Source organism: Robiginitalea marina, from assembly GCF_024006985.1.
In the GTDB taxonomy this organism is placed as follows: domain Bacteria; phylum Bacteroidota; class Bacteroidia; order Flavobacteriales; family Flavobacteriaceae; genus Robiginitalea; species Robiginitalea marina.
This window is the reverse complement of sequence record NZ_JAMXIB010000004.1, coordinates 67,631-92,687: the sequence shown is the minus strand read 5'-3', so window position 1 is coordinate 92,687 and position 25,057 is coordinate 67,631. Positions and strand designations below refer to the sequence as shown.

Genomic DNA, 25,057 nt, shown 5'->3' with positions numbered 1-25,057 from the left:
GCATGAAACGTCTGCTCTGCCTGGCCCTTGGCCTCTGGGCAACCCTCCCCGGGGTGGCACAGGTCAAGGAAGAGATTTTTGAATCCTTTAAATTGCAGGAGCGCCGCAATGTGCGGTATTACATCCCCGAAAACTTAAGCCCAGACAAAAAATACCCCCTGGTGGTGGTACTGGACGCCGAATATCTGTTCGACCTGGTCGTGGCCACCTCCAGGTTCTACAGCCGCTTCCAGGGGATGCCCGAAGCCCTGGTGGTGGGGATCGCCCAAAGCCCCGGCGGCCTGCGCCTCGAAGACTGCGCTTTTGAGGAAGACACGGGCCTCCCGACAGAAAAGGGAAAGAAATTCTTTGAATTCCTGGGCATGGAAATCGTGCCCTTTATGGTAAGCGCATATCAGGCGGCACCTTTTAAAATGTTTGTGGGGTATGACCTCACCGCAAATTTTGGAAATTACTACCTGTTCAAGGACACCTCCCTCTTTAACGCATTTATAAGCATCAGCCCTGACCTGGCCCCCGAAATGGAAACCCGTATCCCGGCGCGTATCGCCGATTTGGACCAAACCCTGTTTTACCACCTCATCGTGGAAGGGGACCAGGGGAAACCTGACCCCCGGCTTTCCCAATTAAACACCGCCCTGAAGCAAATCAACCGGGAAGGTTTTTCCTATACCTTCGACCAGTACGACCAGGCCAATGAGGTGTCTGTAGCCACGTATGGCATCGGCAAAGCCTGGGAGCACACCTTTGAAATCTTCAAGCCCATAAGCCCGCAGGAATACCGGGAAAAGATCCTGACCTCGGAAGAACCCGTTTTTAACTACCTCGAGAAGAAGTACCAGACTATCGAGCAACTCTTTGGGTTCCGTCAGGAAGTGGCGCTGAACGATATCATGGCCATTTATGCCGGATGCAGGAAAAAAGGCGATTTCGAATCCCTCAAATCCCTTTCGGACCTCTGCAAGGAGGCCTTTCCGGACACCATGCTCGGTTTTTATTTCGAAGGGGAATACTACGAACAGGCGGGGGAGCCCAAAAAGGCGTTGCGCACGTTTGAAAAAGCGTTTGGCATGAAGGAAATCGACTTTTTGACCAAGGAAATGGCCCTGGAAAAAATGGATGCTCTGAAAGCAGACTTCGGGTTCTGACCCCATTTTTGTGCCCTGCACAAAGGGGGGCGCTACCTTGGTTATTACAGGAACCCCCCCTATCTTTAGCCCAAATGCCCAAAGGCATATGGCCAAGACCAAAACCGCTTTTTTCTGCCAGCACTGCGGCGCCCAGTACCCCAAATGGATCGGGCAGTGCACCTCCTGCAAACAGTGGAATACCGTTGTGGAAGAGGTACTTGAAAAAGTCGATAAACCCGAATGGAAGCCCGTGGAAGGGCCCCAAAGGGCGGCCAGGCCCCTGCGCATCAGCGAGATTGCCGCGGACGCCGATCTGCGTATCCCCACCGGGGACCGGGAACTGGACCAGGTGCTCGGGGGCGGGCTCGTTCCCGGGTCCCTTACACTGATCGGGGGGGAACCGGGGATCGGGAAGAGCACCCTTATGCTGCAAACCGCCCTGCGGATGCCCCTGAAGACCCTCTATATCTCCGGGGAAGAAAGCCAGAGGCAAATCAAGATGCGGGCCGGGCGAATTGCCCCAGAGGACGATTCCTGCTTCATCCTTACCGAAACACAAACCGGCAAAATATTCAGGCAGATCAGCGAACTCCGTCCCGAAATAGTGGTGGTGGATTCCATACAAACCCTGCATTCCGATTTCCTGGAAGCGGGGGCCGGCAGCATTTCCCAGATCAGGGAATGCACGGCAGAACTCATCCGTTTTGCCAAGGAATCCAACACCCCGGTGGTGCTCATTGGCCACATCACGAAAGACGGGAGCATTGCCGGGCCAAAGATCCTCGAACACATGGTGGATACGGTCCTGCAATTCGAAGGGGACCGCAACCATGTCTTCCGCATCCTGCGCGCCCTGAAAAACAGGTTCGGGTCCACGGCGGAGCTGGGCATCTATGAAATGCAGTCCGACGGCCTCCACCCCGTGCTTAACCCCTCAAAAATCTTGATCTCCCCGAATACTGAAGCCCTTAGCGGGACCGCCGTGGCAGCGACCCTGGAAGGGGTGCGCCCGCTGCTGATCGAAATCCAGGCCCTGGTCAGCTCTGCGGTATACGGCACCCCGCAGCGGTCTTCCACCGGGTATCCCTCGAGGCGTTTGAATATGCTGCTGGCCGTCCTGGAAAAAAGGGCGGGGTTCAAGCTGGCCGCCAAGGATGTTTTCCTGAACATTACCGGGGGCATCCAGGTCGACGACCCGGCTATAGACCTGGCTGTGGTGGCGGCCATCCTCTCCAGCAATGCCGACATCCCTGTGGAAAAGACTACCTGTTTTGCCGCTGAAGTGGGCCTGGCCGGGGAAATCAGGCCGGTCCCCCGCATCGCCCAACGGATTTCCGAGGCCGAAAAACTGGGGTTTGGGGTGATTTACATTTCTGCACATGCAGCCCTGCCGGAAAAAGGCCATGCCATCGAAGTGAGGCGAGTGGCCCGGATTGAGGAAATCGCCAGTTCCCTGTTTGGCTAGGGGGCCGGGTTGGGCAGAAGTTCGTGTACCTTTTCAATTTCCCTGAGGATTTCCTCCCCCAGGCGAACCTCGATGCTCCCGATATTTTCCGCGAGTTGCTCCATGGAAGTGGCCCCGATGATGGTGCTGGTAAGGAAGGGGCGGCTGTTGACAAAGGCCAGGGACATCTGGGCCAGGGACAGCCCATGCCGGGCGGCAATCTCACTGTATGCCCCGACGGCTTCCACCGCCTTCGGCCCGCTGTAGCGGTTATAGTTCGGGAACAGGGTCACCCTGGCATTTTCCGGTTTCCTGCCCCCGAGGTACTTCCCGCTGAGGGTGCCGAACCCCAGGGGGGAATAGGCCAACAGGCCGGTCCCTGTGCGGTGCGACACCTCCGCCAGGCCTACTTCATAGAGCCGGTTGAGCAGGCTGTACGGGTTTTGCACGGTAATGATACGCGGCAGGCCCGCGTCGCTCCGGGCCTCTTCCAGAAAACGCATGACCCCCCAGGGGGTTTCGTTGGAAAGCCCCACGTGCCGGATCTTGCCCTCCCTGACCAGCCTTCCGAGGGTTTGGAGTACCCCCCTGATATTATCCTCCCACTGTTCATCCGGGTCCGGCTGGTAGCCCCGCTTCCCGAAATAGTTTGTGGAACGTTCCGGCCAGTGGAGCTGGTAAAGGTCCATATAGGAGGTCCGGAGCCGCTTCAGGCTGCCCTCCACCGCTTCGGAAATGGCATCCGGACGGTAACCGGTGGTACGTATGAACCGGGTAAACGGGGCCGGGCCGGCGATCTTGGAAGCCAGGATTACCTGCTCCCTGGTGCCCCGCTTCCGGAACCAGTTCCCTATGATCCGTTCCGTCAGGGAATGGAAATCCTTGTGGGCCGGGATAGGGTACAGTTCCGCCGTGTCGAAAAAGTTGACGCCCTGGCTAAGGGCATAGTCCATTTGGGCGTGGCCTTCGGCTTCCGTGTTCTGCCGGCCCCAGGTCATGGTGCCCAGGCAAATTTTGCTGACGCGGATATCGGTATGGGGAAGGTGGGTAAATTCCATGTGATGGTATCTTTTAGCGGCGATCGTTGATGGTCGGGTTACTCCAATTCCAGGAGGATGGGGCAATGGTCGCTGTGGACCGCCCCCGATAGGATAACGGATCGTTTCAGTTGCTTTTCAAGGGGGGCGGCTACCATGCCGTAATCGAGGCGCCACCCCTTGTTCCGGGCGCGGGCCCCGGCCCTGTAGGTCCACCAGGTATACTGGTGGGGTTCCTGGTTAAAGTGCCGGAAACTGTCAATGAAACCGCTGTCTATAAAATCCCCGATCCATTCCCGCTCCACCGGGAGGAACCCGGAGACGTTCTGGTTGCGAACCGGGTCGTGGATGTCGATGGCGCGGTGGCAGATGTTGTAATCCCCGCAGATCACCAGGTTCGGGTGGTCTTTCTTAAGCTGGTCAATATAGTTTCGGAAATCGTCCATATACCGGAGCTTGTGGTCGATCCTTTCGATGTTCGTCCCCGAGGGGATGTACAGGCTCATGACCGATACCCCCTGGAAATCTGCCCGCAGGTTGCGTCCCTCGACGTCCATGTAACCGATACCAGTGCCCATCGCCACGTGATCGGGCTTCTGCCGGCTGAGGATGGCGACCCCGCTATATCCTTTTTTTTCGGCCGGGAACCAGTAGTGATAGGGATACCCTGCCCTTTCGAACAGGGAGAGGTCCAGCTGCTCCTCAGTGGCTTTGATCTCCTGCAGGCATATCACGTCGGGGTCGGTATGCCCCAGCCATTCCAAAAAGCCTTTGCGCAATGCTGCCCTTATGCCGTTTACGTTGTACGATGCAATCCTCAAACCGAAATTTTTTGGCAAAAATAGGGTTTCGCTCCCACCTGGGGAAACCGGGAGGCGGATCCGCAACGGTCCGGCGGGATGCGGCCATCAGGTACCCAGGGGGACCTGAGGCTGGCCCGGGGGGGTTTGGTTTTTCGGCGTACCTTTGGGGCCCAAGCTGACCGAATGAGAAGAGCCCTTTTGTTTTTGTTCGTTTTGACAGGCCTGGCCCCTGCCTTTTCCCAAAACATCCCAAGGGACTCCGTGACTTACCTGGATGAAGTGGTTATCGGCCCTGACCGGGTGGCTGACTCCCCCCTGGGCCTTGTCGCCTCCGACCTGCTCACCGAGCAGGCCATCAGGACCCAGGCGCCCACCGATTTTGCAGGTACCCTCAACCAGGTGCCCGGGGTGTATTTCCTTTCCGGGGCCCTGAATACCAACCGCATCACCATCCGGGGGGTGGGTGCCCGTACCCCATTCGGCACCGACAAGCTTCGGATGTATTACAACGACATCCCGGTGACCAATGGCACCGGGTTCTCCACCCTGGAAGCCTTCGACCTCGAAAACCTGAACAGCATCAGGGTGGTAAAGGGTCCAAAATCAGGAGCTTATGGGGCTGCCCTGGGTGGGGCGCTCCTGCTCCGGTCCGACCCCGGACAGGAGGAAGGGACCCTGCTGAGGAGTCAAACCCGTTTTGGCTCTTACGGCCTGTTGAAGGCAAACCTGAGCGCCACCCATAAGGATGGAAAGGTAAGCGCGGAAGTGCGGTACAACCGGATGACCACCCAGGGCTACCGGGAAAACAATGCCTTTGACCGCGACGGATTCTTGCTTAACGTGGGCTTAGAAGCAGGGCAATCGCACGAGTTTACCCTGCTGGCCAATTACATCGACTATACCGCCGAAATCCCGAGTTCCCTTGGCCTTACGGATTTTGAGACGAATCCCAGGCAGGCTGCCGCCAACTGGAAGGCCGCCAAAGGTTTCGAGGCGAACCAATACACCCTCGTCGGGCTTTCGGACCGGATAGACCTGGCCCCGGGTTTTCAGAATACCAGCAGCGTGTTCATTTCCTACCTCGACCACTTTGAACCCCGGCCATTCAACATCCTCGACGAGTTTACCCTGGGCTATGGGCTGCGTTCGGTCTTTTCGGGGGACCTCACCGGGGGCAGGCAACTGTTGAAAGCAACCCTTGGGGTGGAGCTCTATCGCGATGAGTACCGCTGGGACGTTTATGAAAACCGCTACCAGGAGAACGACGGCCAGGGCAACCTGCCCGGGGACCAACTCGGTCGGAACAAGGAGTTCAGGAGGCAATTCTACCTGTTCAGCCAGTTGCAATGGCAGGTGGGCCCCCGGCTTCAGGCCGCAGCCGGGCTGACCCTGAACCGCACCCAATACGATTTCAGGGACCTGTGGCGGGAAGGGGACCTGAACCGGAGTGCCTCCAGGAACTTTGACCCCCTGTGGCTCCCCAGCCTCGACCTGCGCTATACCTTCGACGGGGACTCCTGGGCTTACCTAAACGTCAGCCGGGGGTTCAGCAACCCTTCCCTGGAAGAATCCCTGAACCCCGATGGCATCATCAATCCCGAGATCGGGCAGGAAAAGGGAATGAATTATGAGGTGGGGGTAAAAGGCTCCTGGCTCGGGGACCGCCTTCAGGGAACGGTTGCCCTGTACCAGATGGAAATCAGGGACCTGCTGGTGGCCCAAAGGGTTGGGGAAGATCAGTTTATCGGGCAAAACGCAGGCAAAACGAGGCACCGCGGGGTGGAATTGAGCCTGCAATACCTGCTGCCCTCCCGTTCCGACTTCAGCCTGTCGCCCTTCCTCTCCTACACCCTGAACGACCATTCCTTCAGGGAATTCATCGACGGTGACTCCGACTTTTCTGGCAATGCCCTGACCGGCGTGCCCAGGCACCAGCTGTACGGCGGCTTACAGGTCCGTTCCCGGAAGGGGTGGTACTGGAACAGCCACTACCAGTTTGTGGACGCTATCCCGCTGACCGATAGCAATTCGCTGTACAGCGAGCTCTACCACCTGTTGAACACCCAATTCGGCTACCGCAGGGCCTTGGGGGAACGCCTGAACCTGGGAATCGAATTCGGGTTGAACAACCTGCTCGACACCCGGTACGCCAGTTCGGTGCTGATCAACGCCACTGGGTTCGGGGGGTCTGAACCCAGGTATTACTACCCGGGAAATGGCCGGAATTACTACGCGGGAATATTACTGCTGTACGCCCTTTAAAGGGTTTCCATTTTCCTGAGCCACTGCTTTGGGGCCACCTCCCGGTGGATTGAGGCTGTCAGGTCGGCGATGGGTACCCGCTGCTGTTCCATGGAATCCCGGGACCGCAGGGTCACCGTGCGGTCTTCCAGCGACTGGTGGTCCACGGTGATGCAGAAGGGGGTCCCTGCGGCATCCTGCCTGCGGTACCGCCTGCCGACGGCATCCTTTTCGTCGTATTGCACATTGAACTCCCACTTGAGTTCCGAGAAGATTTCATGGGCCAGCTCAGGCAACCCGTCCTTTTTGACAAGGGGCAAAATGGCAGCCTTGACAGGCGCCAGCACGGCAGGGATCCGCAGCACGGTGCGGGTGGACCCGTCCTCCAGGGTTTCCTCCTGCAGGGCATGGGAGAATACTGCCAGGAACATCCGGTCGAGGCCAATGGAGGTCTCCACCACGTAAGGCACGTAATGTTCGTTCAAATCAGGGTCGAAATACTGCAGTTTTTTCCCGGAGTATTTCTCATGGTTGGAAAGGTCAAAATCGGTGCGGGAATGGATGCCTTCCAGCTCCTTGAATCCAAAGGGGAAGCGGAACTCGATGTCGGCAGCCGCATCGGCGTAGTGGGCCAGTTTTTCATGGTCGTGGAAGCGGTACTGCCCGGCGCCCATGCCCAGGGAAAGGTGCCACTTCATCCGGGCTTCCTTCCAGTATTCGTACCATTTTTTCTGCTCCCCGGGCCGGATAAAGAATTGCATTTCCATCTGCTCGAACTCCCGCATGCGGAAGATAAATTGCCGCGCGACGATCTCGTTCCGAAAGGCTTTGCCCACCTGGGCGATGCCGAACGGGATTTTCATCCGCCCCGATTTCTGTACGTTGAGGAAATTGACAAAGATCCCCTGGGCCGTTTCCGGACGCAGGTAGAGTTCCATAGAAGATTCTGCCGTGGCCCCAAGGCGGGTGCCGAACATCAGGTTGAACTGCTTTACTTCCGTCCAGTTCCTGGACCCGGAAACCGGGCAGGTAATCCCCAGTTCCTCGATAAGGGCCTTTACATCAGCCAGGTCTTCCTTCTCCAGGGAACGCGCCATGCGCCTGAGGATCCGCTGCGATTCCTCGAGGTACCCCAGCACCCTGGGGTTGGTGGAAACGAACTGTTCCCGGTCAAAGGCCTCCCCAAACCGCCTGGCGGCCTTAGCCACTTCCTTCTCGACCTTCGCCTCTATTTTGGCCACGTGGTCTTCGATCAGCACGTCGGCCCGATAGCGCTTTTTGGAATCCTTATTGTCGATCAGGGGGTCGTTGAAAGCGTCCACGTGCCCGGATGCCTTCCATGTGGTGGGATGCATGAAGATGGCGGCGTCGATCCCCACGATATTCTCGTGCAGCTGCACCATGGCCTGCCACCAGTATTCCCGGATGTTCCTTTTGAGTTCCGCCCCGTTCTGGGCGTAGTCGTATACCGCGCTCAGGCCGTCATAGATCTCGCTGGACTGCACCACGTACCCATACTCCTTGGCATGGGAAATCACGTTCCTGAAATGGTCTTCTGTATTTGCCATGGGGCAAAAATAGGCTATTGGGCAAAAAATAGGGGGGCTATTTCAATTGAAATTCGGAGGAAGAAAGCAATTTTTCATCCTCGAACACATTGAGGGTATAGATACCGGGCCGCAGCGATCCTTCCGGGACGGTGATAAAGTCACAGACATTCATTTCCTCCCCGGTAAAGATGAGTTCCAGCTTCTTGCTGTAAATATTCCCATTCACCGAAACGATACTCGCATTGTCCTCGATTACCCCCATGTTGGGGCCCAGAAACTGGAGGTACAATACTTTCTCCTCCATGGTGGCGTTGGGGTTCCCGCTCACCGTTACGCAGCCGCGCAGCTTTTCGATGGTGGAGGCCTTGTTGGTTTTCAGCGGGCGGTCGCCGCGGATGCGGAACCCGTCACCCAGTGGGTTTTCCAGGCTCAGGTAGCTCTTTCGCCTGAGTTCCAGGCTGAGCTCCCGGTTCTTTTGGCGCAGCAGGGCCTCGGCCTCCGCCAGGGAATTGGTGCGCCCGCGCAGGTCATCGAGCATGGCCTGGGTCTGTTCGTATTTCTGCGCCAGATCCCTGTTGGCAAATTGCAGCAAGGCATTGCTACCTTTGATGCTGTCGTACCGGGCTTCCATCACCCGCAGCTCTTTTCGGTACTGCCGCAACCTGTTGATATTGAAGTTTAGCCTTCCCACGGAATCCAGCAATTGGTCCACCCGGCTGCGGCTTTCCTGCAGATCGATCTCGCTAACCTCGCTCATGGCCAGGAGGCGGTCCACTTCGGTTTTCATCAGGGTAAGGTCCCTGATCAGCAGGGTTCGCTCTTTCTCGAGGTAAAGGATCTGCTGGCGGGAAGAAGCATAGTGGTAATAGAAGGCAATCAGGATCCCTATGATCACGGCGATCAGGGTGGTAACGATGATCCGGTTCTTCAAGGGGGTCTCCTGGAGGTTCATTAAAGCGCCTGCCTTGGCAGGGGTTTGAAAGATGGTTAGAAAGCTCTCAAAAGTACTAAATGATCTAAACACCTATATGGTCCCAGAACTTTGTTTTGGATGTAATGCCCCTTTATATCGGGGAGAGCAACTGCTATGTGCATTTTGTCGAAATGAATTACCCCTTGCCGAATTTGACTTTGAACGCGAAAACGCAGTAGACCGCCTGTTTTACGGCCGTGCCCGGGTGGCCAAGGCGGCTGCATTCCTCCTTTATCGCGAAGGAGGGATGGTACAACGACTCATTCACGCGCTGAAATACCGGGGGCAGGAACGCATCGGGGCCAGCCTGGGCCGGTGGTACGCCTGTTGCCTCCGCAAGGACCCGGGGCTTAAGGGCATCGACCTCGTGCTGCCCGTGCCCCTGCACCCATCCAGGAAGCGGCGCCGCGGATACAACCAATGCAGCCGCTTCGGCAGGGAGGTCGCCCTGTCGCTTGGGGCCGCCTTTTCAGAAGACCTCCTTACCAGGGTCCGTTCCACTTCCACCCAGACCCGGAGGAACCGCTGGCTGCGCTGGCAGGGGACCTCCGGGGTTTTCCGCGTTCCCCACCCCGGGCGACTGGAAGGCAGGTCAATTTTACTGGTAGACGACGTCATCACGACGGGGGCAACCCTGGAGGCCTGCTGCCAGGCCCTGAACGAATCTGTGGGCGACCTCCGGATCCATATTGCGGCCCTGGCCTGCGTGCCCAGGTTGCCAACTTCATAAAATTAGTCGTTTCTTTGCGTCGGAGTACAATGATTGGATTATGGATTACTTCCGCCGGGCCCTGGCCCTTGTTTTTGCCCTCTGTGCCCTTGTGGCACTGAGCCATTGCGGGCGGAGGGGGAGCCCGGGCGGGGGGCCGAAGGACGAGACGCCCCCGGTGTTGGTCAGGGCCGAGCCCCCAAACAACACTACCGGGTTTGCCACGAATAAAATCAGGCTTTATTTCGATGAATACATCCGCCTGCAGGATGTGCAGAACCAGCTCATCGTTTCCCCCCCGCTCAGGAACCAACCGGAAATCAGTCCTATGGGCGGGGCGAGCAAGTATGTGGAAATCATCCTGAAGGACACCCTCCTTGAGAATACCACCTACACCCTGAATTTCGGACAAAGCGTGGTGGACAACAATGAGGGGAATCCCTACAACTTCCTCACCTATGTTTTTTCCACCGGGGATTATATCGATTCGCTTTTCCTGGAAGGGGCAGTGGCCGACGCCTTCGGCCGGAGGGCAGATCCCTTTGTAAGCGTAATGCTCTACCAGGCCGACTCCGCCTATACCGATTCCCTGGTATACCGGCAACCGCCCTACTACATTACCAATACCCTCGACAGCGCGGTTACCTTCCGGCTCCAAAACCTGAAGGCCGGGGCCTATCGGCTGCTCGCGCTAAAGGATGCCGGGAAGAACAACACCTTTGACCAGAAAACCGACAAAATCGGTTTTGTGGAACAGACCGTCGTGCTGCCCACCGATTCTGTCTACCTGTTGCGGCTATTCAGGGAAATTCCCGACTACGGCGTGCTGCCCCCTTCATTTGCCGCCGCCAACAAGATCGTCTTTGGGTACAACGGGGAAATACCCCCGGAAATCTCCCTGCTGACCCCCCTGCCCGACAGCGTGAAAACCCTGCTTGCCCCGCAGCCCGGGAAGGACAGCCTTAACCTGTGGATCACCCCGTTTTCTGTCGATTCACTGGTGTTTACCCTGAGGGGCCCGCACCCGGAAAGCCGGATTGACACCTTTTCGGTTAAACCCCTGAAACTGGCCCGGGATTCCCTGCGATTGTCGTGGGAGCCACAAAGGAGCCTGAATTTCGCCGACACGGTCTTCCTGATGGCTACCCTGCCCCTGCGTTCCGTCGACACTGCGAAGATCAGCATGATGGACCAGGACAGCGCCGCCATCCGCCCCGGCATCCGGTTGGATACGGCCATGAACCGGGTGGTGCTCGACTTCGAAAAGGAGCCTAACAAGACCTATTCCTTCCAGGCCTTTCCCGGGGCTTTTACCGACTTCTTCGGAGACACCCATGATACCCTGGTGGCCCGCTGGATCACCGGCAGCCCCGCAGATTACGGCACCCTGCGCCTGGTATTACAGGGAAAGCCCAGTTTTCCGATGATCGTTGAACTGATCGACCAGAAGGAAACCCTGGCACGCCGGCACTACCTGGAATCTTTTGGGGAGGTGGAATTCACCTTCCTCCCGCCCGGGAATTACCGTATCCGGATCATCTTTGACAGCAACGGGAATGGGAAGTGGGATACCGGGTCTTTCCTCGAAAAAATACAGCCGGAAAAAGTGATTTATTACCCCGGGGCCATCGACATGAGGGCCAATTGGGAAAAAGTGGAAACCTTTACGATTCAAGAGTAAAGCGGTCCTGGTCTTGCAGGAAGCGGAGGGATTTCCGGGTTTCCGAGAGGTGTTCCAGGGAGAGCGTTACATGCAAAACCTCCTCTTGCTCAGAATAGGCCAGGCGGGTTCCCAGAGCATCAAAGACGGCGCTATGACCAGGATAGCGATGCGCGTTGGGGTCGGTGCCTGTTCGGTTAACCCCTGCGACATAGGCCATGTTCTCAATGGCCCTGGCTTTGAGGAGGGCATCCCAGGCAGCGATCCGGGGGGCAGGCCAGTTAGCCACGTACAGCAACAGGTCGTAATCTTCCGTATTCCTGGACCAAACAGGGAACCTGAGGTCGTAGCAAATCAGCGGGCAAATGGTAAACCCCCTGAAATGGATGAGCTTACGCGTGCGCCCGCGCTCATACACCTGGTCTTCCCCGGCCAGGGTAAAGGTATGGCGCTTGTCATAGGTTTCATATGCCCCCCCGGGTTCCACAAAAAACAGGCGGTTGTAATATTTCCCCCCTTCCCGGGCCACGAGGCTCCCCGTAACCGCTGCCCGCGTCCTGGCGGCCGTTTCCCGCATCCAGTCGAGGGAACGCGCCTCCTCGCCCGGAGGGATGTTTTGGGGGCTCATGGTAAATCCGGTAGTGAACATTTCAGGCAATACGATCAGGTCAGCCCTGCCGGTTTCGGGATCTAGCAGGCGTGAGAAATGCAGGCGGTTTGCCTCCGGGTCTTCCCAGGCGAGCGATGTCTGGACTAGTGCAATTTCCACGGACAATAGGGTTTCAGGATTTGTTTTCCATCAGAGCCACCAGGCCTGTCAGGCCCAGCCGCCTGGCATGGTCCAGGGCGGTTTGCCCCTGGGTATCGCGAACGGCAACGGATGCCCCGTGTTCCAGGAGCAGCCTTGCCATTGGTTCCCGGTTGAAGGTGACGGCAAAAATTAGGCAGGTGGTCCCCATGCTGTTAGGGGCATCCACAGAAGCCCCGGCCCCGATAAGGATTTTGGCCATCTCCGGGTACCCCTTGAAACAAACCCCCATTAAGGCAGTATTTCCTGACCCGTCCTTTTCATCCACAGGGGCTCCCTGCGCCAGCAGGTATTCCACGACCTCCCGACGGTCGTAATACGATGCCATGATCAGTGGGGTCGACCCGCGCGGGTCCCGGGCACTCAGCCATTGCGGATGCGCCTGAAGCGAATCCCGGACGCCTGCAAGGTCGCCCTGGCGGACCTGGTCAAAAAAGGCTGTGATTTCCATACCTGTAAAATTAGTGGTTTTTGGGCAGAGAACCGGCAAAAGGCTGGTTGAAATCGGGGCGTGGCCCGTCCTGCAACTCCACCGGCATAACACCTCTTTCAATGGACCCCGGGGTTGAAATCCCCGGGGGCATTCCGGGGGAGCAGCAGGGTCCCGTTGCCCCCTGAATCGTTGTAAATCGTCCATTGGCCCGGGTCGAACACCGGACTCCCGGCAAGTACATCCCTGTTTCTCAGGGCCCTCCCGTCCTCAAATTCATGCGAAGTTCCGGTTCCATCGACCCCCGGTACCCCAAAAGCATCCACCACATTCCCAAAAGGGTCGACCAGTTCCATGGAATCATCGCCATTGGAATCTGCCGGGCCATTGCCCGCCACCCCCCGGTGGGGGGCAAAGCCATAAGTAGCCTCGAAGACCTCCGGGGAAGCACTCAGGACAACAACCCCCCCGGGAGCAATTTCCAGACCATCCAGGGCCACGCTTACCCCCGGGGTGGGGTTTGCATTGGTATACCGCCTCAATTCCCACCCGCGCAGGGGTACGGGGGAATCCGAGGCGTTGAAGAGTTCTATGAAACGGGCTTCCGGGAGGTTATCGGGGTCCGCGATTTCGGAAATCAGGATTTGGTCCGAGGTCTGTGTGGAAAACTGCTCGTCGCACCTTGGCTGGTCCAGGAACAGGTCTTCGGGCTCCATGAGCAGCAACTCATAGCGGTTCCTGAAAGCGCCCAACAGTCCAATGGCCCTCCCGTGGCCCGCGGGCAGCAGGGCGTCATGAAAATCGGAATACCCGCTGTTGCGTACCTGGATGGAATGGCCAAAGCAATCTTCCAGGGTACGCCGGGTCTGTTGCCCGGGGGTGGCAAAAGGGAGCCCTGCTTCCTCCCGGATAAACTCTACCCCCTCCAGGGCAACCAGGGTATTCAAGGCCGTCTCGGAAAGTTCCGGGATCGTTAAGGGCACCGGCTCAGGTTCCTGGGCCTCTTCGCAAAGCAGCGTTACATGTGCCGTGAATTGGGTTGCAGGCAGCCTCCCGACCCCCAGGTTGCCGAAGGACGGGAAAGCGCCCCCCAGTTCAAAGGCCCCGCCTGACCGTCCGAGGTATAACCCCTTCAGGTTGATCGCTACCCTGGAACCAACGGGCAGCAGGGCATGGGTATCGGAAAGGTCTATCAGCAGGGCAAGGCCGCCGGTGGGTTCCCGTGGGTGGTCCTGCAAATAAACCTCCCCAAAGAGGTTGGACGCGGCATCGGAAGAAACCACATAGCCCTCCCATTGCAAGGCATCGGTGATGCGGACGGTTTGCCCGGGGTAATATCCTTTCAAATCCTGCAAAGTAATCGGCGGCAGGCCGAAGCCCTTGCAATCGGGGGAGGGCCTGTCGAATGCCCGCTCCGGCTGACAGGAAGGGAATACCCCCAGTACCCATACCATCCGGATTATACGGGGAAGAAGCAACTTTCTCATCAAAAACTCCAGCTGAGGTTCATAAAATAGGTCCTTCCGAATCCGGGCCAGAATTTGGGCCCGAAGGAAGGGCTCCCGCTCAGGCGGTCGTCGGACCACTGTAAATAGTTTCCATTCCTTCCCTGTTCATAGCCCCCGGAAAGGAAAAATGCATCAAATAGGTTTGAGACACTCGCAAAGAGGCTGACATAATGGGGGCCTTTCTTCCACGATTTCCCGGCAGTGAGGTTCAGCAGGTAAATCGGGGGCAGCGGGCGTTGCCCCAGGAGGCCTTGCACCTCCTCCCCGGTTATCCCTGAAACCGGTTGCCCGGTCTCTGGATCGAGCAGAAAACTCCCGGTATACCGGAGCATACTCAGGGAGGGGTATTGCCCGGCCATATAATTCCCGGTGACCCCGGCCCACCAGAAGGCCGGGGCGCGATAGTTCAGGCCAAGGGAGACCGCCACCGAAGGTCCGGCCGCAAAAGGCCTCCCTTTCAGGTCGGCCGTTCCCAGGGGGAGTCGGCCCTCTTGCTCCAGGAGTTCCCCCGGCCGGGTACCGGGGAGGAAATACAGGGTCACCTCCGGGTTTTCAGCATACCGGTGGTCCCCGTAAGCCAGGGCCCCACTGAATTGTACAGAAGGGCCAGCCTCATACTCCAGTCCCCATTCCAGGCCTCGTGACACCTTGCCGATGCCGGTCGCCACCTCCTGTACGAAGCCGGACCCCAACCCGGTGTCGGAAAAGAAAAAGCTCACCTGGGCCCTGTCAGAAAAACGGGCATAATAGGCTGAAAGGCGCGAAGAGAGGGCATGGCCCCTGAAAAAATAGCTAAGGTCGGCCACGGAGGCCCTTTCATTGCGCACTCCGGGAACCACCGCCCCCTGGTCCCTGGGGTTTACAAAAAGATCCCGGATGAGAGGCGCACGCGACAGCACCGCCGCCTGCACCCCCAACCAGTGCCGTCCGGTAAGGCCCAGGTGCAACCCTGCCTTGAACCGCCTATCGGGAAAATGGTGGGTTTCCCCTGGGCCAAAAGAATGGTCGGGATAACGGGCATTGCGGAAAAGGCCTTCCCGCTGGTAGCGTACCCCTCCCAACCCCATTGCCATAAAACCCGTTACCCGTTCGAAGTCCGCCTCCAGGGAAGCAAAGGAATCCCAACGCCCGGCCCGGATCCGGTAGTCGTAGCCAATGTGGTTGCCCTGCCCTTTCTCTGGGTTGCCCTCCAGGTCGTTCCGGGTATCGCTGAAGGGATCGATGTCGAGGTGGGCGGTGGCGCCAAGCAGGTCGTCCAGGCGGGCATAGTTTCGGGTAACGGAATGCTGGTAGAGGATACCGGCCCCCAGTTTCCAGCCGGGAGCGGGTTCCCAGGTGGTAAACTGGTTCAGGGAGAGCCGTCTTTCCCTGCTCCGGTCCGAAAGCAGGAGGTAAGAAGCTGTACCGGAAGCAACCGTATTCAGGTTCACCCGGTAGAGCTGGTCCCAATTGACCTGCCCGGACTCGCGAAAACCATCCCTTGCCGCCCGCGCATTCAGCAGGTTGGGCCCTATGGGGCTGTTCCAGTAAAAAGAAGGAAGGTTCCTGTAGTAGCTGGGGTCAGGGTTAGGCGCATCGAAATACCCCAGCCGGGTCCGGTATTGCAAGCCCCATTGGTGGCCAGTGGCCAGGGTAGTTTGGAGCTTCCTTCCGCGGTAGCGGTAGCTGAAGGTCAGGAAGGGCTCCCCGATATAGCGCATCCGGGAATTTCGGACCTTCCCGGCCTGCCAACCCCAGTAAGGGTTATACGCCCTGCCCCCCAGTTCCATGGCTTCCAGGGTCAGTGCGGAGGAACGGCCCCTGAGGTTTGAGGCATATACCCCGGTGAGCGTAAACGTGTGATTTTCGGAGGGGTGGAAGCCAATGCCAGCCAGGGCGGAAAAGGCATCATAGGAGGTGCCTTCCATATAGCCGCTCCCGGCCAGGCGCCTGGAGGCAGAAACCAGGTATCCCCAGCCTCCATTCCGGATACCCGAGTTGTAGGTAGCCATAAGCCTTCCCCGATAACCGCGGTTGGAGGCACTGCTGGTTACCCGGAAGCCTTCCCGGAGGCCTTCCGGCCCCACTTCCAGGAGGGTGGTCCCCAGCAAGCCCCCAAATCCTGCCCCGCCTACCCTGAGGCCCATGCGGAACTCCGGGTACCGGGTTACGTCGTTTAACCCTCCCCAGTTGTTCCATTGGGGGCGGCCATCGTAAAACCGGTTCATGGGCACGCCGTTGAAGAAAACCGCGCCTTCCCTGTTGTCAAACCCCCTTACCCTGAAAAAGGCCGCACTGAAATCGAAGGAAGCCCGGTTCAGGAACAGGTCCTGCCCTGACTGCAGGAAAACGGTGCCCATGCTCAGGTCTTCCTCTTCGAAGAGATCTGCATCCGTGAGGGTTGCCGGCTGCTCCCCGGCCACCAGCCGGGGGTCCTCTTCCAGCAAAATCACCCCCAGGTCCAGGGCTTCTTCCACGATGCCCAGCCCGAAACGCTTGTTGCGGTATCCCTTCAGGTCCAGGGAAAGGTAAAGGGAATCCGAAGACAGGGGAATCCCCATGAAAAACCGACCCCTTTCATCCGTTACAGCAGAAACCCCCTTTGCCGGCAGGGCGGCAACTACCCCTGACAGGGGCACCCGCGAACGGGCATCCCTGACCCACCCCGACACCACAGGGCCCTGTGCCTTCAAACTCCCCCAGGCGGGTCCCAACAGAAAAACAACCCCTATCAGTACAGCACCAGAAAAACGCCGCATTTGCAACCCGTTTTAGGAAGATGCGAAGGTCGGATGCCCCCTTGCATAACCCTTGCAGGGCGGTCGCGTATTTTGCGCCAAAAACGATGCGATGAAGCGATACCTCATGGGGCTGCTCCTTTGCGCCTGCCCCGTCCTGTCCGGGCAGGAGGGAGGGCAAAAAACAACCTCCTACGAAATACGGACCATTGCTTTCTACAACCTGGAAAACCTCTTTGACACGGCCAATGATTCCCTGGCCAGGGATGACGACCATACCCCGGATGGGAAGGACCGGTGGACGGAAGCCCGACTGCAGCGCAAGCTGCAAAACCTGTCGGCCACCCTTGCGTCGCTGGGGGCGGAATACGGGGCGAACCCCCCTGATTTGCTGGGGGTCTGCGAGGTGGAAAACCGGGGCGTACTCGATCGGCTCGTTCGCCAGCCCGCCTTGCTCCCTTACGACCTGGGCGTAATCCATTTCGATTCGCCTGACCCCCGGGGTATCGACGTAGCCCTGGTCTATCGGAAAGACCGGTTCTTTCCTGAAGAAAGCCGGAGCTTCCGCCTGTTGTTGTTCGACGGGTCGGGCTGGAGGAAATATACCCGCGACCAACTGGTGGTTGGCGGCTTCCTGGGCCCGGACCGGGTGTTTGTCATGGTCAACCACTGGCCTTCCAGGGGCGGGGTTCCGGCCCTGACCGGGGAGTTTCGCAAAGCAGCGGCCCTGCGACAACGTTTTCTGGTCGATTCCCTCCTCACCCGCCATCCCGGCAGCCGGATTATTTGCATGGGCGATTTCAACGACAACCCCGTGGACCCGAGCATGAAGATTTTGGCAGGGAAGAAGGGTCAGGCAGTGGAAACGGGCTTATCCGGCCTCCTGTTCAACCCCATGGAAAAAATGTATCGACGGGGCATAGGCAGCCTGGCTTACCGGGACCGGTGGAACCTATTTGACCAAATCCTGTTTAGCGAGGCCTGGACCGTTGCCGGTAACCCGGGATTCCGCTTCTGGAAGGCCGGGGTGTTCCAGGGTGGCCCCCTGAAAACCCGACGGGGGCGGTACAAAGGATACCCCTTGCGTACCTATGCGGGCGGGGTATACCTGGGAGGGTACAGCGACCACTTCCCGGTGTATGCCTACGTCATCCGGCCTTTGGGAGGGGTTAATTGAACCATTGCCCCCAGGGGATGCGGCTGAGGATCAGTACCAGGCCAAGGCCATAGAAAATGGCGATAGTGCGGAACTTCCTGTTGCCCTCCATGAACTTTTTATGCCGCGACCACCCTATGGTAATCAGCACGATGCCGATGATGTTGATCAGCGGATGCTCCAGGGCCAGAAGGCGGGCTGCAGGGTTCTTGCCGACCACGCCCATCCCGAATTCCTGAATCGCATAGAAACCATTGGATGAAACAAAATACAGGGCCACGCCAAGGAGGAGTTGCAGATGGACCAGGATCAGGGCAAAGAGGCTGATCCGGAAATCCTTTTCCAGGGTAAACATTTTATTGCCTGCCAGGCCAAGGATGGCATTGGCCACCGCGATAAAAAGGACGGCCAGGGCCACATAGGCCAGATAGGAATGGGCATTTTGCAAAATTTCCATGGTGCTTGTTTTAGCCTTAAAGGTATTGATTTTTGCCATAAAAAAACCCCGGCACAAGGGCCGGGGTTCTGCAATTTGGTGGCTATTCTTAATTAAAGAGATACCTAACCCCTACCTGGAGCCTCCAGGTAGCTCCGATATCGGTCGATGGCCGATAGGTGGACGTTGGGAATTCCGAGGTCCCGGGAATGGTATTCAAACGATAAATCGGTTCGCCGGCATCATTCCTGCCCCGGTAGTTCAGCGGGGATCTCTGGAAGGCGAACTGGGGTACACCCCAGTCAGAATTCAGCATGTTCCCGATGTTGAGGAAATCGAGCGAAAGCTGGATTTTGTGTTTTTCATCATCGGTAAGCTTGATGTCCTGGGTAATCCTCAGGTCATACCGGTTCAACCAGGGGTTCTTGGCCCCGTTCCGTTGGGCAACGCTGCCCCGGTTGGCGCTCAGGTACTCATCGCGGTCGATATAATCATTGAAAAGATCAATCTGCTGCTGGGCCGTAATCGTCCTTCCGTTTAAGGTGAACTCCTGAAAGTTCAATTCTGAAGCATCGTTCGGGATATAGATCAAACGGTCGGAGTTATCGCCGAAGTTACCCGCGTAGGTATAGCTGAACCGCCCGTTTTCGCCTCCTTCCCAGAACAGGGAAATGGTGCTGTTGTCGGTGCGATAGCTGACATTGGCAATAAAACGGTTGGGCTGGTCGAAGCTGGCAAAGCTCAGTTCGGGGTCATTCCGGTCTTCCTGAACTACTGCCGTCCACAGGGAGCCTGCCTGTGAGCCTCCGGAAGCAGCCAGATCCCTGGCCCGGGAGAGGGTGTAGGCGATCATGGTATAGAAGCCGTTGTCAAACTCCTTTTGCAGCTGTGCGGTAAGTGAAATGTAATCGGCCTTCTTGTCGGCATTGGTCAGGTAGAACACGTTCCTGAAATCGGGATCGTTGGAATATCCGCCATCCCAGTAAGGACGCTGATCGGGTCCGGCCAGGACGCCGTCAGGCTCGCGCAGTACGGGGTTGTAAACAATGGGGGTCGCGATGTCCCTGGAATAGATGAAATCCATGGTTCCGGTAATCCCCCAGGGCAACTGGTGGTCTACCCCGATATTCGTCCTCCACACTTGCGGGAGTTTAAAGTCCCGATCGGTGAGGTTCAACTCGTTGGAAAGGGTCTGTGAAGGGTTTGCAGGGTTCCCGAAGGTCACGTCCGGGTTAAAGACGTAGTTGGGCCCGAAGGCATCAACCACTTCCTGGCCTTCATATCCAATCCCGCCGCGGACCACGCCGGAACCATTTACCTGGTTGCTCAACCATACAAAAGGGATACGGCCTGAGAAAATACCGGTACCCCCGCGGACCTGCGTTTTCCCCTCGCCATTCACATCCCAGTTCACCCCAACCCTCGGAGAGAAGAGCGGGTTCACTTTCGGGAACTGGCTTACGTCGGGGGTAAACGTGTTGCCATCGCCGTCTACGAAGGTCTTGTCCAAAGCATCGAGCAATTCGTTGCGGGGGATATCCGTAGCGTAGAAGGGGAAATCGATCCGGAGTCCTCCGGTCAACTTCAGGTCATCGGTCACCTGGAACTCATCCTGGAAATACACCCCGAATTGTCCGAATTTGGTTTCGTCCACGGGAGGGGTGGTGGAGCCGTCCAAAGCATATCCCTTGGCAAAAGCTTCAGGGTACGCCCCAGGGGTCTGGTTGATGACGGTTTCCACGAAGCTGTCATAGCTCAGGAACCGGTAGTGCCCGTGAAACGATGGGTTGAACGCGTTCTTGAAGGTCATGTACTCAAAGTTGACCCCCATGGTGTAGGTGTGCCTTCCCTTAAAGATGGAGAAGTTATTGGTGACGTTGAACACATTGTTCTCCAACAGGTTCCCCACGGTGAAAAGCTCGTTTCCAAGGGCGGTGTAATACAGCAGGTTGCCACTTGCGTCTGGCTCCAGCACCTCGATGAACGGGAAGTCCTGCCCGCCGGGGATGCCCCTTTTCGGGTCGGCAATGGAGGTGTACCCCACGGTCAGTTTATTGGACATATTTTCCTTCACCCTCGAAATCCATTCCCCAACCCAGGAATCCACATTCCGGTCGTTGGTATAGTTGGCATTGGCAAAGGTCACCGCTTCAATGCCCGTCCGGCTCGTGTTGCGGTACCGGGTAGGCAGGTAGCGGTTGGAGTTTCCGTTGATCGGAACATCATTGGACGCCCTGTAGGAATTGTAGCGGAGGGAAAATTTATTGTTCTGGTTCAGGTTGTAGTCCAGCCTGGCGTTAAAACGGGTCTGGGTAGATGAAAACGGATAGTTTTCGTAAGGCCCTGTTTCGTAGCCGTACAACGACTGCATCTGCTGGCGGATGAAATCAAGGTCAGAAGCCGGCACCCTCGATACGGTAAGGCCATCAGGGGACAGGCCGGGGCGGGAGGCTACCCGGGTAAAGCCCGGAACCGCCTCTTCCTCTTCTTCGTAGCTCACAAAGAAAAAGAGCTTGTCTTTAATAATGGGGCCTCCAAGGGACACCCCTTTGATATCCACTTGCGAATCCCCCCGGTTCAACTCGATGTCCCGGAGTTTGTTCCCGACCATCTGGTCGTTGCGGAAAAAATAGTAGACCGATCCTTTAAAGTCGTTGGTACCGGATTTGGTAATGGCGTTTACGGCTGCCCCGGTAAACCCGGCGAGGCGCACGTCATATGGAGCCAGGTTGACCTGGACCTCTTCAATGGCATCGAGGGAAATCGGGTTGGACCCGGCGAACTGACCACTTCCAAGACCGAAGTTGTTGTTGTAGATGTTCCCGTCGATGGTGTAGTTGTTAAACCTGCTGGAAGTACCCGCAAAGGAAGTCCCGCTAGATTGGGGGGTCAGCCTGGTAAAGTCGTTGATGCTCCTGTTGATGGTTGGGAGGGCATCGATAGTTTCCCGGCTGAGGTTGACTGCAGGGCCGGTCCGATCCGGGTCGATAATACTGCCACTTACAGAAGTGACAACGACCTCCTCCAGCAATACGCCTTCGATCATCACCACCCTGAGGTTGTAGCTCTGGCCAAGACCCAGGTTGATTCCTCCGAAGCTTTGGTCCTGGAATCCCACATAGGTCACGTTAACGGTGTAGGGACCCCCAACCCGGATATTGGGCAGGTAAAAGCGTCCGTCTTCATTGACAATGGCCCCATAAGTAGTCCCCGAAGGAGTGTGGATGGCGACCACATTGGCTCCGAACAGGGGTTCTCCCTGTTCGTCCGTTACCGAACCCTGCATATTCGCAGTGGTAACTCCCTGGGCAAACGCCACCGAAGCGCCGAGTACCATTAGCAGGGAAAGGATTAATTTTTTCATGTCAGTGTTATTTAGGTTTTTGGAAACGGTGCAAAAGTGGGGCAAAACCCACTCTTTTGCATTAAGGCAATGTTAAATTACCATTCACAAATTTAACATAAAAAACCCCCTGTTTAAGGGGGGTTAGTTAACAATTACGGGAAGTTTTTAACAAATGGGGAGTCGGCAATTTATCGGTTAAAATATTGCAGAAGTTGAAGCGTTGAGGCGTCGTGCCTGCCAAATTTTGAATCTTCCAGTTCCCTGAGGATGGTATTGGCGAGCTCCTTGCCCAGTTCCACGCCCCACTGGTCGTAACTAAAGATGTTCCAGAGGATTCCCTGCACAAAGATCTTGTGTTCGTAAAGGGCAATCAGGGCCCCGAGGGTTTCTGGGCTCAGACGGTCGATCAGCAGGGTATTGGTGGGGTTGTTCCCTTCGAAAACCTTAAAGGGAGCCAACCGGTCAAGGGCAGGGCCCGATACGCCCCGCGCCTGGAGTTCCTGCCTTACTTCATCCTCGGGTTTGCCGTTCATCAGGGCTTCGGTCTGGGCGAAGAAGTTGGCCATCAGTTTGTGGTGGTGTTCGAGATCGCCAAACAGGGAATGCCGGAAGCCGATGAAATCGGCCGGGATCAGTTTTGTCCCCTGGTGGATAAGCTGGAAAAAGGCGTGCTGCGAATTGGTGCCGGGCTCCCCCCAGATAATCGTTCCGGTCTGATAGGGCACCCTGTGCCCGTCCCGGTCGACGCTTTTCCCATTGCTTTCCATTACCCCTTGCTGCAGGTAGGCCGGCAGGCGATGCAGGTACTGGGAATACGGGATTACGGCTTCGGTTTCCGCCCCGAAGAAATTGTTGTACCAGAGGCTCAGCAGGCCCAGGACTACCGGAAGGTTTTCGCCCAGGGGAGCTGAACGGAAATGCCGGTCCATATCCCTGGCCCCCCTCAGGAGGTTTGAAAAATGCTCATAGCCGATCGACAGGCAGATCGACAGGCCCACGGCACTCCATAGGGAAAACCGGCCCCCGACCCAGTCCCACATGGGGAAAACATTTTCGGGGGCGATGCCGAATTCGCCGATTTTGTCGGTATTGGTCGATACGGCAGCAAAATGGGCACCCACATTTTCATGGGAGGTATGCTGCAGGAACCACGCCCTGGCGGTCAGGGCATTGCTGAGGGTTTCCTGGGTGGTAAAGGATTTGGAGACGATAACAAACAAGGTGGTCTCAGGATTGAGGCCATGAAGGATGTCGTGTACGTGGTCGCCGTCCACGTTGCTCATAAAGTGCAGCCTGAGGTGGTTCCGGTAATATTTCAGGGCTTCGGTAACCATTACCGGGCCGAGGTCGGATCCACCGATCCCAATGTTGACCACATCGGTAAATGCTTTGCCGGTATACCCGGTGCGTTTCCCGGAAATGATTTCCCCACTAAATGCCTGCATTTGCTTCCGCACCCGGGAAACTTCCCCGTAAAGGTCCACCCCGTCGAGATGGAACCCATCGCCAGCTTCTGCCCTGAGGGCCATGTGTAAAACGGCCCGGCCTTCGGTTTCATTGATGGGTTCGCCACTGAAATACGCTTCCATGGCCTGCTCCAGGCCACACTCCCGGGCCAGTTCTTCCAGAAGCTCCATGGTTCCGGCATCGATGCGGTTCTTGGAGTAATCGAGCAAAAAGGAATTCCATTCGATCGAGAAACGCTCCGCCCGCTCCGGGTCTTCGGAAAAAAGGTCCCTGAGGGATTTATCTTTCAGCTGCTGATAATGGGCTCCAAGGCGTTCCCAGGCCCCTGTCCGGGTCGGATTAATTCTGGGCAGCGGCATCCTCAGGATCATTTAGGGTCAGTAAATCTTCCCCGTCTTCCATAAGCGGGAATTCGATACAGTCCAGTTGTTCCCTGTACGTATCGATATATTCGAAATAGGCGGGCCTGAGGGCTTCCGCCAGGGGTTCTGCCAGGGGGAGTTTTTCCCTGAGCGGGTCCACCTGCCGACCGTTCTTCCAGAACCGGTAGCAGACGTGTGGGCCGCTGGTGTTCCCGGTCATGCCGATCCATCCGATGACATCGCCCTGCCGCACGAATTGCCCCTTCTTCACCTTCTGGGCCTTCATATGCAGGTACTGGGTGCTGTAGGTGCCGTTGTGGCGGATTTTCACATATTTCCCGTTGCCTCCCTTTTGGGTGGATTCCGTAACCACCCCGTCTGCCGTGGCCAGGATGGGGGTGCCGACGGGAGCCGCATAATCTGTGCCTTTATGCGGCCTGACCTTGTATCCGTAATACCGGATGCGCCGGTTCAGGTTATACCGGGACGAGAGCCTGCCAAACTTCAGGGGGGCCCTCAGGAAGGTACGCCTCAGGTTGTTGGCCTGCTCATCATAATACTCGCGCACGTCGAGGGAATCACTATGGTAGGCAAAGGCGTAAAAGGGTTCCCCGTTGTGTTCGAAGTACGCAGCTTCAATGGGCCCGACCCCGGCGTAGATACTGTCGTTGATGTATTTTTCCTGGTATACGATCTTGAATTTGTCCCCGGGGTTCAGCTTGAAAAAGTCAATGGTCCAGGCATAGATTTGCGAGAGGTCATACGTTAGATAATAGTCGAGGCCCTGGCCCACGATGACATTGGAAAGGGACCCCCCCTGCGGGATGACCCCTGAAGCCTCTTTCTGGACATAGGTAACCTTGCGTTTGGAGCGGTAAGCCCTGACCGAATCGCGGAAATCCACCACCGTGTAGTTGATGGGGTCTTCCTGGTAGATGAATACCTGCGCCGCCCCGGCTGTATCCTTCGATTTCAGGATCAAATAGGGCTTTCCCGCGCGGATTCGGCGCACGTCGAAGGTGTCTTTGTAATTCTGGGCCAGTTCATGGATCTTCGGGTAGGCGACTTTATTGGCCAGCATGAGTTCCCCGAAACTATCCCCGGAACGGATGGTGTCCTCCACTACCTCAAAATCCCCGAGGTTGAAGCCGTAGGCGAACCTGGGGGTCACCGGGGCAGCCTTTTCCTGTTCCCCGTCATTCGCTGCTGTTTCAGCTGGCTGGTCCTTACAGGAAAGGACGAGCAGTGCCCCTAAAAAAATGCCCCAGTACGTTCGCATG

Annotated in this window: 18 protein-coding genes; 6 read left to right on the top strand and 12 right to left on the bottom strand. The window is 57.2% G+C overall.

What is annotated here, in order from left to right:
* Positions 1–2 precede the first annotated feature (2 nt).
* Both NG653_RS06435 and radA read left to right on the top strand, forming a co-directional pair.
* Positions 3–1,148: an alpha/beta hydrolase gene (locus NG653_RS06435; RefSeq protein ID WP_252740862.1), complete on the top strand. Its 1,146-nt coding sequence runs from the start codon at positions 3–5 to the stop codon at positions 1,146–1,148.
* An 88-nt stretch (positions 1,149–1,236) separates the two neighbouring features.
* Positions 1,237–2,595, top strand: a complete 1,359-nt coding sequence (radA, locus tag NG653_RS06430) for a DNA repair protein RadA (protein WP_252740861.1) — start codon at positions 1,237–1,239, stop codon at positions 2,593–2,595.
* On the opposite strand, the gene NG653_RS06425 is transcribed toward radA, so the two are convergent.
* Together NG653_RS06425 and NG653_RS06420 are read right to left on the bottom strand one after the other, a co-directional pair.
* Entirely contained in the window at positions 2,592–3,632 is a 1,041-nt protein-coding gene (locus tag NG653_RS06425; RefSeq protein ID WP_252740860.1) for an NADP(H)-dependent aldo-keto reductase, read from the bottom strand. The two genes, radA and NG653_RS06425, sit on opposite strands and share 4 nt — an antisense overlap.
* Before the next feature lie 38 nt (positions 3,633–3,670).
* Complete coding sequence (locus NG653_RS06420; RefSeq protein WP_252740859.1) at positions 3,671–4,432, bottom strand: exodeoxyribonuclease III; 762 nt, start codon at positions 4,430–4,432, stop codon at positions 3,671–3,673.
* Positions 4,433–4,597: 165 nt separating this feature from the next.
* Between NG653_RS06420 and NG653_RS06415 the strand changes: the two genes are divergently transcribed.
* On the top strand, positions 4,598–6,676 hold the full coding sequence (locus NG653_RS06415; protein WP_252740858.1) for a TonB-dependent receptor family protein: 2,079 nt from the start codon (positions 4,598–4,600) through the stop codon (positions 6,674–6,676).
* On the opposite strand, the gene NG653_RS06410 is transcribed toward NG653_RS06415, so the two are convergent.
* Together NG653_RS06410 and NG653_RS06405 are read right to left on the bottom strand one after the other, a co-directional pair.
* Complete coding sequence (locus NG653_RS06410; protein WP_252740857.1) at positions 6,673–8,223, bottom strand: glycine--tRNA ligase; 1,551 nt, start codon at positions 8,221–8,223, stop codon at positions 6,673–6,675. The genes NG653_RS06415 and NG653_RS06410 overlap by 4 nt on opposite strands.
* A 37-nt stretch (positions 8,224–8,260) precedes the next feature.
* Positions 8,261–9,157, bottom strand: coding sequence for a DUF8428 domain-containing protein (locus NG653_RS06405; protein ID WP_252740856.1), 897 nt, complete (start codon positions 9,155–9,157; stop codon positions 8,261–8,263).
* Between the two features lie 76 nt (positions 9,158–9,233).
* Between NG653_RS06405 and NG653_RS06400 the strand changes: the two genes are divergently transcribed.
* Complete coding sequence (locus NG653_RS06400) at positions 9,234–9,908, top strand: ComF family protein (RefSeq protein WP_252740855.1); 675 nt, start codon at positions 9,234–9,236, stop codon at positions 9,906–9,908.
* A 40-nt stretch (positions 9,909–9,948) separates the two neighbouring features.
* On the top strand, positions 9,949–11,568 hold the full coding sequence (locus tag NG653_RS06395) for an Ig-like domain-containing protein (protein ID WP_252740854.1): 1,620 nt from the start codon (positions 9,949–9,951) through the stop codon (positions 11,566–11,568).
* Here NG653_RS06395 and NG653_RS06390 read toward each other — a convergent pair.
* From NG653_RS06390 to NG653_RS06375, 4 genes are all read right to left on the bottom strand, one after another.
* Positions 11,552–12,316: an amidohydrolase gene (locus NG653_RS06390; RefSeq protein ID WP_370281079.1), complete on the bottom strand. Its 765-nt coding sequence runs from the start codon at positions 12,314–12,316 to the stop codon at positions 11,552–11,554. The two genes, NG653_RS06395 and NG653_RS06390, sit on opposite strands and share 17 nt — an antisense overlap.
* Positions 12,317–12,329: 13 nt before the next feature.
* Positions 12,330–12,806: an ankyrin repeat domain-containing protein gene (locus NG653_RS06385; protein ID WP_252740852.1), complete on the bottom strand. Its 477-nt coding sequence runs from the start codon at positions 12,804–12,806 to the stop codon at positions 12,330–12,332.
* A gap of 98 nt (positions 12,807–12,904) precedes the next feature.
* On the bottom strand, positions 12,905–14,272 hold the full coding sequence (locus NG653_RS06380; protein WP_252740851.1) for a DUF5689 domain-containing protein: 1,368 nt from the start codon (positions 14,270–14,272) through the stop codon (positions 12,905–12,907).
* Positions 14,272–17,031 (bottom strand): TonB-dependent receptor, encoded by a 2,760-nt coding sequence (locus NG653_RS06375; RefSeq protein ID WP_252740850.1) that lies wholly within the window; start codon positions 17,029–17,031, stop codon positions 14,272–14,274. Before NG653_RS06375 ends, NG653_RS06380 begins: the two co-directional genes overlap by 1 nt.
* A gap of 91 nt (positions 17,032–17,122) precedes the next feature.
* Between NG653_RS06375 and NG653_RS06370 the strand changes: the two genes are divergently transcribed.
* A complete protein-coding gene (locus NG653_RS06370) occupies positions 17,123–18,187 on the top strand; it encodes an endonuclease/exonuclease/phosphatase family protein (protein ID WP_252740849.1) in 1,065 nt (354 codons plus the stop codon).
* Here NG653_RS06370 and NG653_RS06365 read toward each other — a convergent pair.
* From NG653_RS06365 to NG653_RS06350, 4 genes are all read right to left on the bottom strand, one after another.
* Complete coding sequence (locus NG653_RS06365; RefSeq protein WP_252740848.1) at positions 18,180–18,623, bottom strand: hypothetical protein; 444 nt, start codon at positions 18,621–18,623, stop codon at positions 18,180–18,182. The genes NG653_RS06370 and NG653_RS06365 overlap by 8 nt on opposite strands.
* 88 nt (positions 18,624–18,711) lie before the next feature.
* Complete coding sequence (locus NG653_RS06360; RefSeq protein ID WP_252740847.1) at positions 18,712–21,966, bottom strand: TonB-dependent receptor; 3,255 nt, start codon at positions 21,964–21,966, stop codon at positions 18,712–18,714.
* A 170-nt stretch (positions 21,967–22,136) separates the two neighbouring features.
* A complete protein-coding gene (pgi, locus tag NG653_RS06355; RefSeq protein ID WP_252740846.1) occupies positions 22,137–23,774 on the bottom strand; it encodes a glucose-6-phosphate isomerase in 1,638 nt (545 codons plus the stop codon).
* A complete protein-coding gene (locus NG653_RS06350; RefSeq protein WP_252740845.1) occupies positions 23,755–25,056 on the bottom strand; it encodes a peptidoglycan DD-metalloendopeptidase family protein in 1,302 nt (433 codons plus the stop codon). The genes pgi and NG653_RS06350 overlap by 20 nt, the downstream gene beginning before the upstream one ends.
* Position 25,057: the final 1 nt, after the last annotated feature.

Excerpts from the sequence above, each read along its gene's own strand:
- NG653_RS06365 (WP_252740848.1), bottom strand. The coding sequence starts at position 18,623 with ATGGAAATTTTGCAAAATGCCCATTCCTATCTGGCCTATGTGGCCCTG.
- NG653_RS06415 (WP_252740858.1), top strand. The coding sequence starts at position 4,598 with ATGAGAAGAGCCCTTTTGTTTTTGTTCGTTTTGACAGGCCTGGCCCCT.
- NG653_RS06395 (WP_252740854.1), top strand. The coding sequence starts at position 9,949 with ATGGATTACTTCCGCCGGGCCCTGGCCCTTGTTTTTGCCCTCTGTGCC.
- NG653_RS06350 (WP_252740845.1), bottom strand. The coding sequence starts at position 25,056 with ATGCGAACGTACTGGGGCATTTTTTTAGGGGCACTGCTCGTCCTTTCC.
- NG653_RS06410 (WP_252740857.1), bottom strand. The coding sequence starts at position 8,223 with ATGGCAAATACAGAAGACCATTTCAGGAACGTGATTTCCCATGCCAAG.
- NG653_RS06360 (WP_252740847.1), bottom strand. The coding sequence starts at position 21,966 with ATGAAAAAATTAATCCTTTCCCTGCTAATGGTACTCGGCGCTTCGGTG.
- NG653_RS06425 (WP_252740860.1), bottom strand. The coding sequence starts at position 3,632 with ATGGAATTTACCCACCTTCCCCATACCGATATCCGCGTCAGCAAAATT.
- NG653_RS06380 (WP_252740851.1), bottom strand. The coding sequence starts at position 14,272 with ATGAGAAAGTTGCTTCTTCCCCGTATAATCCGGATGGTATGGGTACTG.
- NG653_RS06435 (WP_252740862.1), top strand. The coding sequence starts at position 3 with ATGAAACGTCTGCTCTGCCTGGCCCTTGGCCTCTGGGCAACCCTCCCC.
- pgi (WP_252740846.1), bottom strand. The coding sequence starts at position 23,774 with ATGCCGCTGCCCAGAATTAATCCGACCCGGACAGGGGCCTGGGAACGC.
- radA (WP_252740861.1), top strand. The coding sequence starts at position 1,237 with ATGGCCAAGACCAAAACCGCTTTTTTCTGCCAGCACTGCGGCGCCCAG.
- NG653_RS06385 (WP_252740852.1), bottom strand. The coding sequence starts at position 12,806 with ATGGAAATCACAGCCTTTTTTGACCAGGTCCGCCAGGGCGACCTTGCA.
- NG653_RS06400 (WP_252740855.1), top strand. The coding sequence starts at position 9,234 with ATGGTCCCAGAACTTTGTTTTGGATGTAATGCCCCTTTATATCGGGGA.
- NG653_RS06370 (WP_252740849.1), top strand. The coding sequence starts at position 17,123 with ATGAAGCGATACCTCATGGGGCTGCTCCTTTGCGCCTGCCCCGTCCTG.
- NG653_RS06405 (WP_252740856.1), bottom strand. The coding sequence starts at position 9,157 with ATGAACCTCCAGGAGACCCCCTTGAAGAACCGGATCATCGTTACCACC.
- NG653_RS06375 (WP_252740850.1), bottom strand. The coding sequence starts at position 17,031 with ATGCGGCGTTTTTCTGGTGCTGTACTGATAGGGGTTGTTTTTCTGTTG.